We start from the raw sequence: 18205 nt of genomic DNA on the forward strand, positions 1-18205 counted from the left end.
GGTCTCCTTGTCCCTTACCCGGGGTGTGGGGAGGCAGAGGGCGCCTGGTGGGGATCCGTGTGACCGTCGAGGAGGGGGTGGGGCCCGAAGTTCTTGGTCATCTCAAGGGTGTTTTTGCCGCTGGTCGTGCGATAGGCCACCTGGTCCATGACCTGGTGGATGATGAACAGGCCCATGCCGCCTTCGGGCAGCTTGTCCAGATCCTCGGGGTCAAAGTCCAGGGAGGGGCTGACGGCCGGGTCCATGCTCAACCCGGTGTCGCTGACCTTGAAGGCGATGCGGTCGAGGTAGAGATCCACGTCCACCTCCACGCGGTGGCCCGTGGTGTTCTGATACGCGTGTTCAATGGTGTTGTTGATGGCCTCCACCACGCAGGCCTCGATCTGGTAGACCTCCACGTCCGACAAAGGGATCTGGGAACAGATTTTGTTGATGGACAGGCCGATGAGGGAGACGTCCCTCAGGTTGCTGTCGATGGCAAAGGTGATTTTTTTTGAATCCATGATGGGATCCTCCTGAGGGGTCAGCTGGAAAGGGCCTGGACCGCTTCGGTTTCCGTATCGAACATCCGGAAGACCCGGTCCATGCGCGTGAGCTTGAACATGCTCAGAACGGTTTCGTCGGCTTCGGCAATGACGAAGGCGCCGTCCCGGCCCACCTGCTTGAGGCAGGAGACGATGGCTCCCAATCCGCTGCTGTCGATGAAGTTGAGGCCTCCCACATTGAGGACGATGCGCGTGTTGCCGTCGTCGATGTAGCGGGCCATGTCCGTGCGAAAGTCCACGGCCACTTTGGCGTCCATTCTGTTTTCAAGGGAACGGACGATGAAGACCTCTCCCTCTTTGCGTGTCTCTAAACGCATGTGCTGCCTCCTTAAAGTATGGCGATTATGCCCTCCGGGTCAGACCTGGGGCGTTGCATTCCAAATGTCCTTTGCGTATTCCATGATGGTGCGATCGCTGGAAAACTTGCCCATGCGGGCCACGTTGAGGATCGCCTTTTCCATCCAGCTACGGGGCGTGGCGTAACAGGTCTCCACCTGCTCCTGGGCTGTGATGTAGGTCGCCAGATCGGCAAGGTGCAGGTAGGGGTCGTATTTGCTGAGCAGGCTCTCGCAGACCGGGATGAACCGTCCCGGGGCGTCCGGGCTGAACCGGCCTGTGCCCAGGGCATCCAGGATCCGCTTGATGGCCGGGTTGGTCTCGGCGATCTCCCAGGGGCGGTAGTTGTGGGAAGCCCGGATGGCCTGCACCTCCCCTGCGGTGAGGCCGAAGATGAAAATGTTCTCCTCCCCCACCTCTTCCATGATCTCGATGTTGGCCCCGTCCAGGGTGCCGATGGTCAGGGCCCCGTTCATGGCAAACTTCATGTTGCCCGTGCCCGAGGCCTCTTTGCCTGCCGTGGAGATTTGCACGCTCAGGTCGGCTGCCGGGATGATCTTTTCGGCCAGGGAGACCCGGTAGTCCGGGATAAAGGCCACCTTAAGGGCATCGCCCACGCGGTCATCGCTGTTGACGGTCTCGGCCACGCTGTTGATGAGTTTGATGATGCGCTTGGCCGCCTCGTAGCCCGGGGCGGCTTTGCCTGCAAAGATGTAGGTGCGGGGTACCTCGGGGAGCTTGCCCCCCTCTGCGATCTCCAGATACTGGTGGATGATGTGAAGCAGGCAGAGGAGCTGCCGCTTGTACTCGTGGATGCGTTTGGCGTGGATGGTAAACAGGGAGTCCGGGGAGACGCTGAGGCGGCAGGTGTCCCAGATGGTCTGGGCCAGGATCTCCTTGTTGGCCCGCTTCACCGCGGCAAATTCGTCCTGGAACGCTGCATCGCGGCTCAAGGGGGCCAGGTCTTCGATTCGCTCCATCTGGGTGACCCATGAATCTCCGATGTGCCGGGTGATCAGGGAGGTCAGGCCCGGGTTGGCCTTGTAGAGCCAGCGCCGGGGGGTCACCCCGTTGGTTTTGTTGTTGAACCGTTTGGGGTAGAGGGCATAGAAGTCGGGCAGGAGCTCGGTCTTGACCAGCTCGGAGTGCAGGGCGGCCACCCCGTTGACCGAATGGCTTCCGATGATGGCCAGGTGGGCCATGCGTACCTGGCGGGGGTGGGACTCTTCGATGATGCTCATGGAGGCCAGTCGGCCCGTGTCTCCGGGCCACTTGGCTTTCACCTCGTCCAGGAACCGGTGGTTGATCTCAAAGATGATCTGCATGTGCCGGGGCAGCACATACTCCATGAGGCCCACGGGCCATTTTTCCAGGGCTTCGGGGAGCAGGGTGTGGTTGGTGTAGGCAAAGGTGGCGCGGGTGATGGTCCAGGCCCGGTCCCAGGAGAGGGCATGCTCGTCCACCAGCAGGCGCATGAGCTCGGCAACGGCCAGGGCCGGGTGGGTGTCGTTGAGCTGGATGGCCACCCGGTCGGCAAAGGTGTTGAAGGTTTTGTAGTTTTTAAGGTGGCGGTTCACGATGTCCCGGATGGCACAGGCCACGAAAAAGTACTCCTGGACCAGTCGCAGTTCCCTGCCGGACTCCATGGCGTCGGAGGGGTAGAGCACCTTGGAGACGGTCTCGGAGGTCATCTTCTGCTCCACGGCCCTTAAGTAGTCGCCGGTGTTGAAGATGTCCATGTCGAAATCGTCGGAGGATTTGGCCGCGTAGAGCCTGAGGGTGTTTACGGTCTTGCCCCCGTACCCGGCCACGGGCATGTCGTGGGGGACCCCGATGAGGGTCTTCCAGTCCATCCACATGGGGTTGTAGTTGCCGTCGCGGTCTTTGGCGTGGACGATGCGCCCGTACACCGGGATGATGCACTGCTCCTGGGGGCGCGTGATCTGCCAGGGGGTGCCGTCCCCCAGCCAGTTGTCGGGTTTTTCTTTCTGGTAACCGTTGTCGATCTCCTGTTTAAACAGACCGAACTCATAATTGATGCCGTAGCCGTATCCGGCCAGGCCCAGGGTGGCCATGGAGTCCAGAAAGCAGGCGGCGAGCCTGCCCAGGCCACCGTTGCCCAGGGCGGCATCGTGTTCCTGGGCGCGGATTTCGTCGATGTCGGCCCCCATGTCTGTCAGGCTTTGGGCAAAGTCTTTGAAGAGCCCCAGGTTGTACAGGTTGTTCCCAAGGGATCGCCCCATGAGGAATTCAAGGGAGAGGTAGTAAACACGCTTTGCCTTTTTTTTCTCATACCGGGCTTCGGTCTCCATCATCTTGTCGATGAGGTGGTCGCGTACGGCAAGGGCTGTGGCTTCGTAGAGGCTTGGGAGCGTTGCCTGTTTCTCCGGGGTTCCCAAAGAGTACCTCAGGTGTCGGGAAATAGACTGGCGATGGGGTGCTGACGGCTTGGCAGACTTGGCTTTGGCTTTCATTCAGTCCTCCGGGATGGGGTGGGGCCTTCTGTGAGTCGCATCGCAGCGGGGTGCGAGCAGGGCCGTGTTGACGTCGACACCTTTGATGAGAAGGGTCGAGGGGCTTACGGGTCGAGGTTGTGTGGCGTCTGCCGTGTTCCCCGGGGAGGCATCACGTGGGTTGGGAGGGGCATTGTCTTGCCGTGGCGGCAGGTGCCATGGTCCGTGGGACCGTTATCTGGTGCGTCGGGTTGGCGGCGATGGGGTGAGACTCCGGCGAAGGGGCCTTCGTGCGTGGAACCATGGGGGCTGGGCGCCATGGATATGAAAGGCGAGTATTACTTATAATTGGTTATAATTACTAATTAATTGCATGGTTTTGGTTGCCGTGTCAAGGGAGAAATCTCAGGGTCCGGAGCCGGGGCTGAAGGGGATGCAAGGTCCACGGGGGCTCCTGCGTGTGGGAAACACGTGAAAAGATCCGCAGGGCCTGGGGTTTGAAAAAATAACCGCCGGTCACTATTCGTGTTGACAGCCTTGGTGTTGATCTGTAATCTTTTAGGTATTCCAATGACTAAGTGTACTGTATCGAAATGGCGCCGAACGTGGGGAGGCCGTGACACAGGATATCCAGGTCTGATGGTACCGGCAAAATGGAAAAAGCCCGGATGACGTATCCCGGGTATCGAAGTTTGTCTGCGTTCGCCATGGGGTAAATTTCGATGATGACATGGAACCAATGGCGATGAGGAAAAGCGCAGATGAACATATATGTCGGCAATATTGCCTACAGTATGTCCGATGATGAGCTCAGGACAGTCTTTGAAAATTTTGGTGAGGTGGATTCAGCACGCATCATCACCGATCGTGACACCGGCCGTTCCAAAGGGTTCGGGTTTGTGGAGATGCCTGATTCAGACCAGGCGGCCGCGGCCCTGGAAGCGCTCAACGGCTCCGAGATCATGGGCCGGACCCTGACCGTTAACGAAGCACGGCCGAGAAAACCCCGTTCGGATTACGGCGGTGGCCGTCGAGGCGGTTACAACAACGGCGGAGACGGCGGAGGGTACGACCGCTACTAAGCGGTGCCTGCCTCGTTTGACGTAAAAAGTAAGGAAAAGCCCCATGCAGCGACCGGCTGCATGGGGCTTTTTTTTATGGGGTAAACCAGTGGCGGGTCCGGGTGCAGATTTTTACCAGCATGAGCATCACCGGCACTTCGATGAGGACCCCCACCACCGTGGCCAGGGCAGCGCCTGAGGAGAGCCCGAAGAGCATGGTGGCCGTTGCGATGGCCACTTCAAAGTGGTTGGAGGCCCCGATCATGGCCGCGGGCGCCGCGTCTTCGTAGGAGAGCCTCAGGACCCGGGCCGCACCGTAACCTAAGGTGAAGATGAGGATGGTCTGCAGGAACAGGGGAACGGCAATCCAGAGGATGGTCAGGGGGTTGGCAAGGATCACCTCGCCCTTGAAGCTGAAGAGAAGCACCAGGGTGGTGAGAAGGGCGGTGATGGTCACCGGGGTGAGCAGGTGGAGAAAGGTCTCCTCAAACCAGGCGCGCCCCCTGGCCTTGATCAGCCACCGTCGGGAGAGGTAGCCCGCCACCAGGGGCAGGGCCACGTAGACGGCAATGGAGAGAAACAGGGCCTCCCAGGGCACGGGGAGGCGGCCCACCCCCAGCAGGAACCCGCCCAGCACCCCGTAGAGAAGGAGCATGGTCAGGGAGTTGATGGCCACCATGACCAGGGTGAGGCCGTCGTTTCCCCGGGCCAGGTAGCCCCAGACCAGCACCATGGCCGTGCACGGGGCGATGCCCAGGAGGATGCAGCCAGCCAGGTAGCTCCGCCACAGGGGGACTTCGAGCATCCTGATGCCGCCGGAGACCACCACGGTGCCTGCCCCGTGGGCGGCCCCTTCGGGGAGGTCCAGGCCAAAGGGCATCTTGACGAGGTCCGTGGCCTCGGGGCCGATGAAGCCCCGGAAGAGGACCCCCAGGAAGAGAATCCCGATGCCGTACATGGTAAAGGGCTTGATCATCCAGTTGAGCACCAGGGTCAGGGTCACCGGTTTTCCGCTTTTCCCTGCCTTGACCACCTCGGCAAAGTCGATCTTGACCATGATGGGGTACATCATGAAAAAGAGACAGACCGCGATGGGGATGGAGACCACCGGGGCGCCGTTGACCCGGATGCTGATGCCGTCCAGGGTCCTGGCCAGCTCCGGGGCGATTTTGCCGAGGAGGATGCCCCCCGCAATGCAGAGGCCTACCCAGACCGTCAGGTATCGCTCAAAGGGGTTTTTCATTTCGCGATGGTCGCCGTCGGGGCGTGGGGTGGTCATGGCGTCTCCTTATGTTGCGATGGGGTTATCCGGTGATGGCGCCGGGCAGGGTCTCCACAAAGGCTTTGATCTCATCGCGCACTTTTCGGTAGCAGTCCAGCTCGCCTTCGCGGCTCGTTGCATCCCGGGCCAGCCGGGGGGGATCGTCAAATCCCACGTGTACCACCCTGGCGCCGCCCGGAAACAGAGGGCAGGTCTCGTGGGCATGATCGCAGACCGTGACCACCACATCGATTTTTGTCTCCATGAAGTCGGCAATGTTCTGGGACCTCTGGCCGGAAATGTCCACCCCGGCTTCGGCCATGACGGCAACGGCGTCGGGGTTCAAGCCGTGGGTCTCGATGCCCGCGGAGCAGGCGTCGATGACATCGCCCTTCAGGTGGCGGGTCCAGCCTTCGGCCATCTGGCTTCGGCAGGAGTTGCCTGTGCAGAGAAAGAGAAGGGTGAGCTTCTGGGGCATGGGTGTGTCTCCTTAATCGTGAATGCGTGTTCTGTTTTTTTGATTCGGTTGGGTGTGTGTTGAGGGAACTCGGGCTGTTCCCTTTAAATGGACCGTTCACCATACCGCTGTTTTGTAAGGATTGTGTGAGGGGCCTTGCCACATCGGCATCCATTGTATCGTATGGCTGATTTTTACAGCAACTTATTTTTGCCTTGGGGGGGGCTGAAGGGTGTGTGGTCCCGGGGGATTTACGGAAATTTTCTATCCCGGGGAAAAAAGAAAGTAAAGAAAATGTCATTCTACGCGAAAACAAGGGATGTATACGAAAGGCTTCCTTCTCTGTTCTGGAGAGTGAGTCCGCTGCCATCCCCACACACAGGCAGGGCAACCCGTACCGGCAGGTACATCCCGGGTGCCGCCCCAGTCGAAAGGCCATAGAACATGACATTTTCAATCAAGCAGAAACTGGTGATCGCTTTTACATGCGTTGCCGTTGTCCCCATCGCCATTATCATGGGGGCGGTTGCCCTTCAATTAAAGCAGCTGTCCATGGACGGATTTGTAGGGGCCACGACCCGGGAGCTCGTCCAGGTGGACAACGCCATGAACCTTTTCATGGACGGGATTGCCAGCCACGTGACCCAGCTGGCCTCCGACCCTTTGCTCAAAGGGGTGGGGGACAAGGTCACCTCCTATGTGCACACAACGGAAAAGACCCGGGTCACTCCCCTTGAGGACGGAGGCGTCAACGCAGATCTTTACCGTCTTTTCAAGAGGGTTCACGAATCCAGCCCCTCCTATTGCGAGATCTACATGGGTTCCGAGGCCGGCGGGTTGCTCACCTCCCTTCCTGCGGTGAAAAAACCGGGGTACGACCCCCGCAAGAGGAGCTGGTACCGGAAGCCCGCCGAGGCAGGCAAGCTGGTGATGACCCCTGCGTATCTCTCCGGCGGTAACGGGCTGACGGTTGTGGGGCTGGTGGCCCCGGTGACCGGGCCCGACGGCAGGCGCACCGGGGTGGTGGGCATTGATGTCTCCCTGTCGCGCTTAACCGACATGATTCACGGCATCCGCATCGGCGAAAGCGGGTTTGCCATCCTGGTCCAGGGAGACGGAACCATCCTGGCCAACCCCCATGACCCTGCCACCAACTTCAAAAAAATGACGGAGCTGGACTCACCGGCCTACGCCACCCTCAACGGAATCGCTTCGGGCCATGTGGCCGTGGAGATGGGCGGGGTGGACTGCCTGGCCGATGTCTACACCTCTCCCACCCTGGGCTGGAAGCTCATCGGCGTCATTGAGACCCGGGAAGTGATGGGGCCGACCCGGCGCCTGACCCTGATGATTCTGGGCATCGGCGGCGTGCTTTTTCTTCTGGCCGCAGGGGCGGCCCTCGGCCTGGCCCGGGTGGTGACGCACCCCATTGTCAACACCGCCGAAATGCTGCGGGACATCGCCGAAGGGGAGGGCGACCTCACGCGTCGGCTTGAGGCAGGCACAGGCGATGAGGTGGGGGCCCTTGCCACCTGGTTCAACGCCTTTATCGACAAAATCCACGGGGTGATCCGTACCCTTGCGGAGAATGCCGAGGCCGTGAAGGACTCCGGGGGCGAGCTCTCCCGTCTCTCGGTGACCATGTCCGACGGCGCCACCGAGATGAACGACCGCGCCGGAACGGTGGCGGCTTCTGCCGAGGAGACCAATCGCGTGATGGCCGATGTTGCCGCATCCACCGAGCAGGCCACCGCCAACGTGAACATGGTGGCAGCAGCCACCGAGGAGATGCGCGCCACCATCCAAGAGATCGCCGGGAATTCCGAGAGGGCCCGGGGCGTCACCACGGAGATGGTGCATCAGGCCAAAGAGGTACGCGTTATCATGGATGCCCTGGGGGCTGCCGCCGGGGACATCGGCAAGGTCACCGAGGCCATCTCCGAGATCTCGGAGCAGACCAACCTGCTGGCCCTGAACGCCACCATCGAGGCGGCCAGGGCAGGTGAGGCGGGCAAGGGGTTTGCCGTGGTTGCCGGAGAGATCAAGGCCCTTGCCGGTCAGACCGCCGAGGCCACCGGCGAAATCCGGCAGCGCATCGACGGGGTCCGGGACTCCTCCACCCGATCCGTGGAGGGGATCGGCCGGATCTCTGCGGTCATCGACGACGTCAGCGAGCTGGTGGGGGCCATCGCCGCCGCCGTGGAGCAGCAATCCGGCTCCACCGGCGAAATCGCCGAGAACCTTGCCCAGGCCTCCCGGGGCCTGGAGGAGGTCTCCGGCCAGGTGGCCCAGTGTGCAGGCGTCTCAGGTGAGATCGCCGAGGAGATGGCCGGGGTGAACCGGTCCGCCGGTCGCTTCACCGAAAGCAGCAACGCGGTCCACGGTCGCTCCGAAGAGCTTGCGGGCCTGGCCGCAGGCCTCAATGAGGTGGTGGGTCAGTTCAAGATCTGATGACCAGGGTTTTTGACGGGCCCCGGGCTCCTGTTTCAGGACCCGGGGCCCCGTTCCTGCCGGGGCATCATTATGTGCTATGTTGTTGCTATCGAGGCCTGTTTCGCTTTAACCCCTGCCGTACAGGAGTTTTATGATGTCTCTTACCGTTATGATCGTTGTGTTGCTTGCGGCCCTCTTGCACGCAACCTGGAATTTTCTGGTCAAAAACACACCGGACAAGCACGTGAGCATGACCGCCGTGGTGCTGGGGCACACCCCCTTTGCCCTGGGCGCCCTTCTGGTGGCGCCCCTGCCGTCCCTTGACGCCTGGCCCTACCTGGTGGCAGGGGCCCTGCTCCATGTGGGGTACCAGCTCTTTTTGCTGGCCTCCTACCGCATCGGGGACTTAAGCCAGGTCTATCCCCTGGCCCGCGGGGTGGCCCCCATGATCGTGGCCGTGGTGTCCGTGGGGCTTCTGGGGGTGGAACTCTCCTACAGCGAGATGGCCGCCATCGGGATCATCGGCACCGGGATCATGAGCCTGACCCTGGTGCGCAAAAGCGACGGGCTCCGCAACGGCCAGGCCGCATTTCTCTCCATTGTGACGGGGTGCTTCATCGCCTCCTACTCCCTGGTGGACGGCATGGGGGCCCGGGTGGCGGGCACGGCCCTTGGCTTTTACGGCTGCCTGTCGGTGCTCAACGCCATTGGGTTTGCCGCGGTGATGCGGGTCCTCAGGCCCGGGATCCTGACCCGGGTGGTCTGCCACGAGTGGGCCTTTGCCCTCAAGGGCGGGGGCGCTTCTTTTTCCGCCTACGCCATGGTGACCTGGTCCTTTACCCTGGCCCCCATTGCCATGGTGGCGGCGGTGCGGGAGACCAGCATCATTTTTGCCCTGCTCCTGGGAGTCATGGTGCTCAAGGAGCGGCTGGACCTGATGAAGGTGCTCTCCACCCTGATGACCCTTCTGGGCGTGGGCATCCTGAGGCTGAACCGGTAGACAGCCATGGCGTGGCCGGGGGCTGTGCTTTTTTCTACCTGTTCTTTGTCGTCTGATTTGCGGCCTTTACCTCCGCCGCTGCCCGAGATCCCCGCATCGTAAGGAATAAATCAGTAAAGGCAGTGCTTGGGTATGCCGAATAAATTTGAGAGGTTGGAAATATGACGGTGCGTTCCCTTAGGGGTAGCATTTGTCGTGATATAAGGTTTGGTTTGTGAGGGGGACCGATGCCTGTCCGTTATGGTCGGCAGACACGGACCATCGAACGGAAGGAAAGGAGGCTGCTCTGTATGTTGAAACTCAGTGATATTCCCTTGAAGAAAAAACTGGTGGGAAGTTTTTTGCTGCTCTCGGTGGCAACGGTGGTGATCGGGCTTTTCGGTCGATACGCGGCCACCACCATCGGGCGTTACCTCCAGACGGCCACCGAAGAGAGCCTGCCGGCCATGGAGCACATCGCGGAGATGCGTGAGCTGGCAAATCGGTTTGTGCAGGCTCAGCAAGGGCTCCTGAGTGCCTACCTGGACCCGGAGGCCCTCCAGGCCGAATATGAAGAGCTGGATATTGTTCGAACGAAATACGCCGAAAGCATGGCGGCCTTTGAGGCCTTTCCCCGGTCACCGGAGGTGGACGCGGCGTGGAAGGCCTACACCCAGTCCTTTGAAGAGTGGACGGGCGTCAACGACGCCTTCTTTGCCAAGCTCAAAGAGCTGGAGGCCACAGGCATCCTCAACCCCCTTCCGCTCCACGCTGAGACCCTGAAGGCCAAAGGGGCCTTTGACGCCGCGGTCAATCGCATGGCCCGGCGGATCTACACCCTTGAAGACAAGGACGGCACGGACTGGAACGTCATTGCCGAGTCCCTTGAACAACCGTGGCGCGCACAATCCCCTCGCTCAGAGAGGCGATTGAAGGGGAGCTGATGAACATCGAGCTGGAGGCCATGTCCCTGCAGCGGCATTTCAGCCAGATCGATTCCTTTGTGGATCAGGGCTTCAGGTCCCGGGCCGCGGGGATTTACCAGCAGGACCTGTTGCCCGTGCAGTCCAGTGTCTCCGAGGCCTTTTCCAGGATCGGCGAAGAGGTGGACAAGGCGGTGGCCGTGAACATCGAACTCAACGCCATGGCCAACGGCCCCTGCCTGGCAAAGCAGACCCAGACCCTGGCCCTTCTGGACGAGGCCGTGGCCGCCCTGAGCCGGGACGCCCGGCACCTCACCGAAGACGGGCAGGCCCTGTATTCCAAGATCCAGGCCGCCAACTTTATCATCATGGCGATTGCCGTGGCCCTCTCTCTCTTTTTCGGGGTGGCCATCAGCGTGGCCATTACCTCCCCCCTCCAGGAGGGGGTCGATCTGTCCCGGAGCATGGCCGAAGGGGACCTCACCCGGACCTTGTCGGTGAAACGGGGCGATGAGATCGGAGCCCTGTCGTCGTCGCTGAACAGCGTGGTGAAGAGTTTGCATACCATGATGGGGAGCATCAACGAAGGGGTCGATCACCTGGCCCGCTCGTCCAGTGAACTCTCCGCCGTCACCGCCCAGGTGAAATCCGGTGCCGCAGGGACTTCGGAGCGCTCGGACACCGTGGCCGCGGCCGCCGAAGAGATGAACACCGGCATTGCCTTTGTGGCCTCCTCCGTGGAGGAGGCGGCCGATAACATCTCCTCGGTGGCATCCGCCGCCGGGCAGATGGCCTCCACCATCGAAGAGATCGGCAAGAACGCCAACACAGCCAAGGAGATCACGGACTCGGCGGTCTCCGGGACCAAGAACGCCACCGAAAAGGTGGGGGCCCTGGCCGAGTCCGCCCACGAGATCGGCACCATCTCCGAGACCATCTCGGGCATCTCCCAGCAGATTAACCTGCTGGCCCTGAACGCCACCATCGAGGCGGCCCGTGCCGGGGAAGCCGGACGGGGCTTTGCCGTGGTGGCCGGGGAGATCAAGGACCTGGCCGGTGAGACCTCCGGGGCCACGGAAAAAATCCATGAGCAGGTGGCCGAAGTCCAGGCCCAGATCGAGTCCACGGTCTCTGAGATCTCCAATGTCTCCTCCGTGGTGGGGAAGATGGAGGAGATTGTCTCCATCATCGCCTCGGCCATGGAAGAGCAGGCCATTGCCACCAACGAAATCGCCGGAAACATCGAGGCGGCCTCGGCCAAGGTGGAGGATGTGAACCGCCAGGTGGGGAAAAACTCGGCCACTGTGGCCTCCATTGCCCGGGATATCGCCGATGTCAACGTGTCGGCCCGGGAGATCACCGACAGCACGGACATCCTCACCCGGTGCGCCGGAGACATGAACACCCTGGCCGGCGAGCTCAAAGGGATGACAGGGCGCTTTACCCTGTAAGCCTTCCCTCCCCCTCCTCAGTTTTTTCAGGACAGCCACAGCCCGTGAATTCCAGGATTCACGGGCTTATTTTTTGCGCATTGGTACCACCCGTTTCCTTTGCCCGGCCTTTGTGTTCCCAACATGCGGTATTCGTGCCGATTTCCCGACCCTTGGGGCAAGGCGGCATCGGGGCCGTTTGACAGCGAATCATTGATCGTGGTACGTCCTGTTGACAATAATTCTTCAGCAGGACGGCGGCTTCTCTTCATCCCATTCTTGCTGGCCCGGCCTTTTCTCGCCGGGCATCGCCGCGTCCGTTGCCCGATACAATGACCCCAAACGTAAGTGAATTCGCTTCATGAATTATACATATCGTTCCCTTCTTGCTGTCCTTCTGGCTGCCCTTTTGTTTACCGCCTGTGACGAACACGATGAGACCTCTTTGTCTGCTGCCGTCGATGCCGCCGACGCCCCGGCAGCAGTGTCGGAAGCACAGGCCCCCGTCCTTCCCCCGGAGCCCCGGGAGACCCTGGTCAAGGGAAAGGTTTCCTCAGGAAACACCGCCGCCTCCATATTAAAGAAGTGGCTCTCGCCTTTGGCCGCCCCTTCGCAGGGGCATGCACCCCGGTGTACGACCTTACCCGGATCCAGGTGGGCAACACCTGGCAGGTGGCCACCCTGGACGAAGAGTTTGCCCGGTTTGAGTACGCCATTGATTCGGATAGCTATCTTGAGGTGTCCCGGGAAGGGGATGACTACACGGCCGTTGTAAAGCCCATCGCCTACGATGTACGCACCGAGACGGTGACGGGCTCCATCCGGACCTCCCTGTACGGTGCCATGTCCCACGTGGGGGAAAGGCCCGAACTGGCGGTCCGCATCGGCAACCTCATGGGCTGGGAGATCGATTTTGTCCATGACCTGCGGGTGGGGGACACCTTTTCGGTGCTCGTGGAAAAACGGTATGCGGGAAACCGGTTCAAGGGGTACGGCAAGATCCTGGCCGTGGCCTTCACCAACCAGGGGGAGCTTCACGAGGCCTTCAGGATGGAAGAGCCCGACGGCAGCGGTGAGTACTACGCCCCGGACGGCAGGAACCTGCGCCACGTCTTTCTCAAAACCCCCGTGGCCTTTACCCGCATCTCCTCGGGGTTTTCCCTGAGGCGCTACCATCCCATTCAGAAACGCTACAAACCCCACTACGGCGTTGACTACGCCGCCCCCACCGGAACCCCCATCTACGCCATCGGCAGCGGCACCCTCAAGCGGGTGGCCTCCAACAACAGCTCGGGCAACCACATCCTCATCACCCACGGCAACGGTTACGAGAGCGGTTACCTGCACATGTCCCGCTTTGCCAAGGGCATGCGCACCGGCAAAAAGGTGAAGCAGGGAGACCTCATCGGCTACGTGGGCTCCACCGGCCTTGCCACCGGGCCCCATCTCTGCTTTCGCATGAAGATCCACGGCAAGCCCGTGGACCCCACCAAGATCGACACCCCCCGTGCCTCGTCCATCGACAAAACCCGCAAAGACGAATTTTCCCGCATCATGGCCCGGTACCGGCCACAGCTTCTGGATTCCATCGCCAGGATCGCAGACGGCGACCAGAAGGCAGGTGGCGAGGCCACAGAATCCAAAGGGTGATATCTCATAGCCGCCCTTAAAGCCAGCCTCCGGCGGGTCGCTTTTTTAAAAAAAAGCTCCGCAAAAAACTCTTCTAAGGCGGGTGTGAAAATGTCGAAATTATTTCGGCGTAGCCTGGAAGGCTTACTTAAGACCTGTTTGTCAAACCCGACTCATAAAATCGGGCAAAAGTTTGGCCCCCGGCAGGGCCGCCGGAGGCAATTTTGAGCTGAATAGTTACATGATTTCTAACTATTCAAGGTGCCCCACCTGGCCGCCGGAGACCTGATTTTTCCACCCACTTTAACCATAGAAAGCACAGCTCTTTTTAGTGACTGGCTTCTGCCTGGAAGAGGCAGGCCTCCGGGTCCTTCAGGGCCAGGTGTCCGTCTGTTGCCTGCAGGGTGAGGATGCGGCCGTTTTCAGGCAGCCGGATGTCGCCCAGCTCCCAGATGGCCTTGCCCAGGAAGTGGGCCAGGGCTGTTTTGATGGCGATGGCGTGGGAGACCAGGAGAATGGCCTGGCCCTTGTGGGCCTGGAAGAGTTCGTCGATGGCGGCAAGGACCCGGTTTTGCACCTGGCTGTACCGCTCGGCCCCGGGCAGGTCAAAGTCCTGGGGCGCTTCCCAGAAGTCCCGGCATGCCTTGGGGTGAATTTTCTCCGCCTCGGTTAGGGGCATGCCCTCCAGGGGGCCCAGGCCGATCTCCCGGAGCCCGTCGTGGTGCGTGGGGATGTCCCAGTATCCGATCATTGGGTTCGCTGCCCACGGCGCGGCCCGAGGGGCTGGAAAAGGCTGCGGCAATGGGGGTGTCTGCAAGGATGTCTCCGGCGGCCCGGGCCTGGTTGCGTCCGGTCTCCGTAAGGGGTGAGTTAGCGTGGCCCTGAAGGCGGCATTCAAGGTTGGGGGCGTGCGCATGGCGCAGAAAAAGGGTGGTGGGGGCAGGTGCCATGGCAGTATCCCGTCTTCTTGAAGGGTTCATGTGAAAACGTGGATGAGCATACCGCGATGCCTGCAAATTGCAAGGGGGTTGAGAAAAAGAAGGCGATGGTTGCGGGGCGGGTGAGGGACGAGGCAAAGACAGGCCTCCGGGTTCGTAAACGCTCGGAGTCCAAAGCCCCTGCACATGTTGACGGGTTTAGCAAACAGGCCTTTAAAAAGCAGATTCAGGCCGATCAACATCAAAGGCCAATGCGCTTTTCCCCGAGGAACGAGGGAAGGGCATTCCGGCAACTTGCTTTCGGGGTGGCTCATCTCGCCGCCGGAGGCTGATTGCGGCTAGTGAAGGACAAGCTCCCGGGCCATTTTGCCTGCGGCACCGGCGTCCGGGGCAAAGCCGTCGGCCCCGATGCGGTCTGCAAAGTCCTGGTTCAGGGGGGCGCCTCCCACCATGATCTTCACGGAGTCGCGCAGGCCTGCTTCGTTGATGGCCTCAACGGTCTCTTCCACCACGCACATGGTGGTGGTCAGGAGGGTGGAGAGCCCGATAATGTCCGCCTTGTGTTCGATGGCCGCCTCAATGAATTTTTCTTTCAGCACGTCCACGCCCAGATCCACCACGTTGAATCCCGCTCCTTCCAGCATGATGCAGACCAGGTTTTTTCCGATGTCGTGCAGGTCCCCGTGCACGGTGCCGATGACGATGGTTCCCACCTTTTGCACGCTCTCCCCGGTGAGCAGGGGCTTCAGGACCTCTACACCGGCCTTCATGGTGTGGGCGGACATGAGCATTTCGGGGACGAAGGTCTCCCCGGCGAATCGCTCTCCCACAACATCCATGGCACGGATGAGCCCCTGGTTGAGGATTTCATCGACGGGGGTTCCTGCTTCAATTTCAGCGTTGACATCTGCAACCACTTTGGCCGGATCAAGGCCGATGACGGCATCGAAGACACTTTCAACAGACATATTGCTTACTCCTTTGATGAAGACGGACAGATGGCATCGTTCTTTCCGGGACCTGGCGGTTGGTTGGGCCGGAAAGGACGGGGCGGCGCACATCACTGCCGGCGCCTGTGGTCGGGTGCGAACCCGTCCGTCGAAAAAACAGATCGGTTGACTGGACGGGACCTTGACGGGGTACCGTCCCTGCAGCGGGTTCCCTTGAACGGTGCCTGGGCATCAGGGATTTCCGCTTGCGCGGTGCATGGGGAAGACGGGGGATGGACCGTGTGACAGTGGCTTCCCGGCATCTTCACGGGCATCATGACACAGGGGATATCGTGTGCGATCTGATATGGGAATTTATAATTATTATCCCACAATATGAAATTAATGGGGTGCGGAGTCGCCTGGGAACCTGGGATTTTACTTGCAATTTTCCCGGGGCGTGGGTATGTCATCGTTGTGAATTAATGATGGATTCGAGGTATTCTGCAGGCCGGTCCGGCCGGAAGAGAGTGACGGATCCCAAGACACCACAGGTTGGATTCCATGATTCAAGGCGCACAAAGTGTGTATCGTACCCTCAATATATTGAAGATGATCATTCAACGGGGGGAGTCCCCCACCACCCTCAAAGAAGTGAGCGAAACCATGGAGATCACCACCTCCACGGCCCACAGGCTCCTTTCGGTGCTGACGGACTGCGGGTTCCTCTCCTTTGACCAGAAAAACAAGACCTACATCATCGGCTCGGACAGCGTGATCTACTCCGGCCTCTCCATGGAGCACTATGTGCGGACGAGCTACGGGGCGCTGGCAGGCAACGTGGCCCGGATGTTCGGCTACACCACCTCCCTGTTTATCCGGGAGGGGGACGACTGCAAATGCGTGGGGATTTACCAGGGTACCAACGTGATCCAGCTGGCGGCCTGTCGACCCGGAGAGCGGGCACCCCTGGGGTTCGGGTCTCCGTCCATGGGCATGCTGGCCTTCCTCGACGATGAGAGGATCACGGCCATTCTGGACCGAAACACAGAGCGGCTTCGCGATGTGCTGCTGGTGGACCGCGAGACCTTTATGGAATTTGTGGCGCTCTCCAGGAAGCTGGGCTACGGGTACGCAGAGTCCTTTCTTGTCCAGGGGGGGCTTGGGGTCTCCTATCCCTTGAAATTCGAAGGCAAAATCGTAGGGGCCATGGCTGTGGATGCCCTTGTGGGCCGTGAATGGGAGTCCAAACGGGACGAGCTGGTGGGCTACCTCAAGCAGAACATCGGCTGACAGGGCGTTGCCCGGACATGGCGTTGTATGGCTGGCGGATCGCTTTTTTTAAAAGCGCCGCCTTTTTTTTGCGCCGGGTTTGCCACCATAAAAAAAGCCCCCCTTCACGGATGAAGGGGGGCTGGCTGGCCTTTCGAGTCCACCACGTGGGGGACCCAGGAGGAAATCAGCAGGCGATGGGGTACTGGCCGAACTCCACGGCGGCCTCCAGCATGGCCACGACATTTTCAGGGGAGATGTCGGACTGCATGTTGTGGACCGACCCCAGGATGTAGCCGCCGCCCGGGGCGAGGTCCCGGATGCGGGTGGCCACTTCCTTGCGGACGTCGTCGACGCTGCCGTTGGGCAGGACATGGAAGGTGTCGATGGCGCCCCAGAAGGAGAGCTTGTCCCCGAAGCGTTTTTTGAGCTGGTCGGTCTCCATGCCCGTGGCCGAGACCTGGACAGGGTTTAAGATATCCACGCCGATCTCCACGAGATCGTCCAGAAGGCCTGTGACGGCCCCGCAGCTGTGGTAGTAGAGCTTTGCCTTGGTCATGCTCTTGATGTAGCTGAAAAGCTCGGCCTGGTAGGGCTTGATGAATTCCCGGTACATGGGCATGGACATGAAGGGGGCGTTCTGCATGGCCAGGTCGTCGGCGCACTGGATGACGTCGATGTACTCACCGGCCTCTTCGAGGAAGAGGCGGGCGTTCTCTTTTCGATGGTCGCAGACCTTGCGGAGCAGGGCGTGGGCGAAATCCTTTCTGGCCATCATGTCCATGAAAAACTCGGGCATGCCCCGCATGCACCAGCACTGCTCAAAGAGGTTGCCGGGGCTTCCCATGCATCCCACCACCGCGTACTCCCCTTCATCGTGGAGCTTTTTTGCCTCTTCCCGCACATGGCTGAAGTCAAAGTCCGTGGCCGCATGGGGCCACGGGTGGTTTTCAATGGCCTCCAGGGTGGGCTCTTTCATGTTGTACTCGTGGATGGTGGCGTATTCGCCGTCCACTTTCCTTTTGACTCCCCACTGATCCGTGAAAATTTCGCAACCGTCTTCGGTGAACTCCTGCTTCACGTCCTCGCCCAGGACCACCATGTTTTTGGGCCGCACATGGCGGAAGTCGGCGTTGTACATTTTCAGGAAGTGCTCATCGATGAAGGCCGTCTGCCACACCTTGGACATGACCTCGGTGGTGAGGTCCTCTTTTCCGTGTTTTTTCTTGAAGGCCTCGTATCCGTTGAGCATGAGGGTGGTGTTGCGACCTCCCAGGTCGATGGGAACCCGGTCCGGCTCTTCGTGGTTCAGGGCGGTGAGTGCGCGTTCTTTATGGTTCATGGATCACTCCTTCATCCCGGAAAGGGATCTCGTGTCTGTGGGTTCACGTCGTTTGGGCACTGGGGCTCCGGGGCCTGGTGCAGGTGCCGGAAAACCCCTTGTTTTTTAAAGTTGCGGTTCGGCTGAACACGGCCGGGGCGGACGCGTGGTCGGCCCGGGTCGTCCTCGGCCGAATCACTTGCAGGCATCGGGGGACACCTCCGGTCAGGGTGGCTAA

15 protein-coding genes and 1 pseudogene are annotated in these 18205 nt (G+C 60.5%); 7 read left to right on the top strand and 9 right to left on the bottom strand.

Annotated features, from left to right (window positions below):
* Positions 1 to 14: 14 nt before the first annotated feature.
* The 3 genes from ACOYW1_RS00470 to ACOYW1_RS00480 are packed head-to-tail and all read right to left on the bottom strand — an operon-like array spanning position 15 to position 3355.
* Complete coding sequence (locus ACOYW1_RS00470) at positions 15 to 503, bottom strand: ATP-binding protein (protein WP_482421248.1); 489 nt, start codon at positions 501 to 503, stop codon at positions 15 to 17.
* 20 nt (positions 504 to 523) lie between these two features.
* A complete protein-coding gene (locus tag ACOYW1_RS00475; RefSeq protein WP_180137150.1) occupies positions 524 to 862 on the bottom strand; it encodes an STAS domain-containing protein in 339 nt (112 codons plus the stop codon).
* A 39-nt stretch (positions 863 to 901) separates the two neighbouring features.
* A complete protein-coding gene (locus tag ACOYW1_RS00480) occupies positions 902 to 3355 on the bottom strand; it encodes a glycogen/starch/alpha-glucan phosphorylase (protein WP_482421249.1) in 2454 nt (817 codons plus the stop codon).
* A 740-nt stretch (positions 3356 to 4095) separates the two neighbouring features.
* Between ACOYW1_RS00480 and ACOYW1_RS00485 the strand changes: the two genes are divergently transcribed.
* Positions 4096 to 4416 carry an RNA recognition motif domain-containing protein gene (locus ACOYW1_RS00485; protein WP_180137148.1) on the top strand — a complete coding sequence of 107 codons (321 nt, stop codon included), beginning with the start codon at positions 4096 to 4098 and terminating at the stop codon, positions 4414 to 4416.
* 73 nt (positions 4417 to 4489) lie between these two features.
* Here ACOYW1_RS00485 and arsB read toward each other — a convergent pair whose 3' ends face one another.
* The gene (gene arsB / locus ACOYW1_RS00490) at positions 4490 to 5674 is read right to left on the bottom strand and encodes an ACR3 family arsenite efflux transporter (protein WP_482421250.1); all 1185 of its coding nucleotides are present in this window, start codon (positions 5672 to 5674) and stop codon (positions 4490 to 4492) included.
* Positions 5675 to 5699: 25 nt separating this feature from the next.
* Complete coding sequence (locus ACOYW1_RS00495; RefSeq protein ID WP_482421251.1) at positions 5700 to 6134, bottom strand: arsenate reductase ArsC; 435 nt, start codon at positions 6132 to 6134, stop codon at positions 5700 to 5702.
* A gap of 423 nt (positions 6135 to 6557) precedes the next feature.
* Here ACOYW1_RS00495 and ACOYW1_RS00500 point away from each other — a divergent pair, with 423 nt between their 5' ends.
* The 5 genes from ACOYW1_RS00500 (at position 6558) to ACOYW1_RS00520 (ending at position 13528) form a co-directional block, all read left to right on the top strand.
* The gene (locus tag ACOYW1_RS00500) at positions 6558 to 8564 is read left to right on the top strand and encodes a methyl-accepting chemotaxis protein (RefSeq protein ID WP_482421252.1); all 2007 of its coding nucleotides are present in this window, start codon (positions 6558 to 6560) and stop codon (positions 8562 to 8564) included.
* A gap of 133 nt (positions 8565 to 8697) precedes the next feature.
* On the top strand, positions 8698 to 9546 hold the full coding sequence (locus tag ACOYW1_RS00505; RefSeq protein WP_482421253.1) for a hypothetical protein: 849 nt from the start codon (positions 8698 to 8700) through the stop codon (positions 9544 to 9546).
* A gap of 290 nt (positions 9547 to 9836) precedes the next feature.
* Positions 9837 to 10469, top strand: a complete 633-nt coding sequence (locus ACOYW1_RS00510; protein WP_482421254.1) for an MCP four helix bundle domain-containing protein — start codon at positions 9837 to 9839, stop codon at positions 10467 to 10469.
* Entirely contained in the window at positions 10469 to 11899 is a 1431-nt protein-coding gene (locus ACOYW1_RS00515; protein WP_482421255.1) for a methyl-accepting chemotaxis protein, read from the top strand. The genes ACOYW1_RS00510 and ACOYW1_RS00515 overlap by 1 nt, the downstream gene beginning before the upstream one ends.
* Positions 11900 to 12508: 609 nt before the next feature.
* The gene (locus ACOYW1_RS00520) at positions 12509 to 13528 is read left to right on the top strand and encodes a peptidoglycan DD-metalloendopeptidase family protein (protein WP_482421256.1); all 1020 of its coding nucleotides are present in this window, start codon (positions 12509 to 12511) and stop codon (positions 13526 to 13528) included.
* Between the two features lie 307 nt (positions 13529 to 13835).
* On the opposite strand, the gene ACOYW1_RS00525 is transcribed toward ACOYW1_RS00520, so the two are convergent.
* From ACOYW1_RS00525 to ACOYW1_RS00535, 3 genes and pseudogenes are all read right to left on the bottom strand, one after another.
* The gene (locus tag ACOYW1_RS00525) at positions 13836 to 14258 is read right to left on the bottom strand and encodes a histidine phosphatase family protein (RefSeq protein ID WP_482421257.1); all 423 of its coding nucleotides are present in this window, start codon (positions 14256 to 14258) and stop codon (positions 13836 to 13838) included.
* 25 nt (positions 14259 to 14283) lie between these two features.
* Positions 14284 to 14487: pseudogene (locus tag ACOYW1_RS00530) on the bottom strand (histidine phosphatase family protein); the annotation flags it as partial.
* A gap of 296 nt (positions 14488 to 14783) precedes the next feature.
* Positions 14784 to 15413, bottom strand: a complete 630-nt coding sequence (locus ACOYW1_RS00535; protein ID WP_482421258.1) for a corrinoid protein — start codon at positions 15411 to 15413, stop codon at positions 14784 to 14786.
* A 546-nt stretch (positions 15414 to 15959) separates the two neighbouring features.
* On the opposite strand from ACOYW1_RS00535, the gene ACOYW1_RS00540 reads away from it, so the two are divergent.
* Complete coding sequence (locus ACOYW1_RS00540) at positions 15960 to 16667, top strand: IclR family transcriptional regulator (protein WP_482421259.1); 708 nt, start codon at positions 15960 to 15962, stop codon at positions 16665 to 16667.
* Between the two features lie 166 nt (positions 16668 to 16833).
* Here the strand turns inward: ACOYW1_RS00540 and ACOYW1_RS00545 are convergent, their stop codons facing one another.
* Complete coding sequence (locus ACOYW1_RS00545; RefSeq protein WP_482414756.1) at positions 16834 to 17988, bottom strand: uroporphyrinogen decarboxylase family protein; 1155 nt, start codon at positions 17986 to 17988, stop codon at positions 16834 to 16836.
* Positions 17989 to 18205: the final 217 nt, after the last annotated feature.

This window comes from Desulfoluna sp. CYM3A (assembly GCF_056829965.1).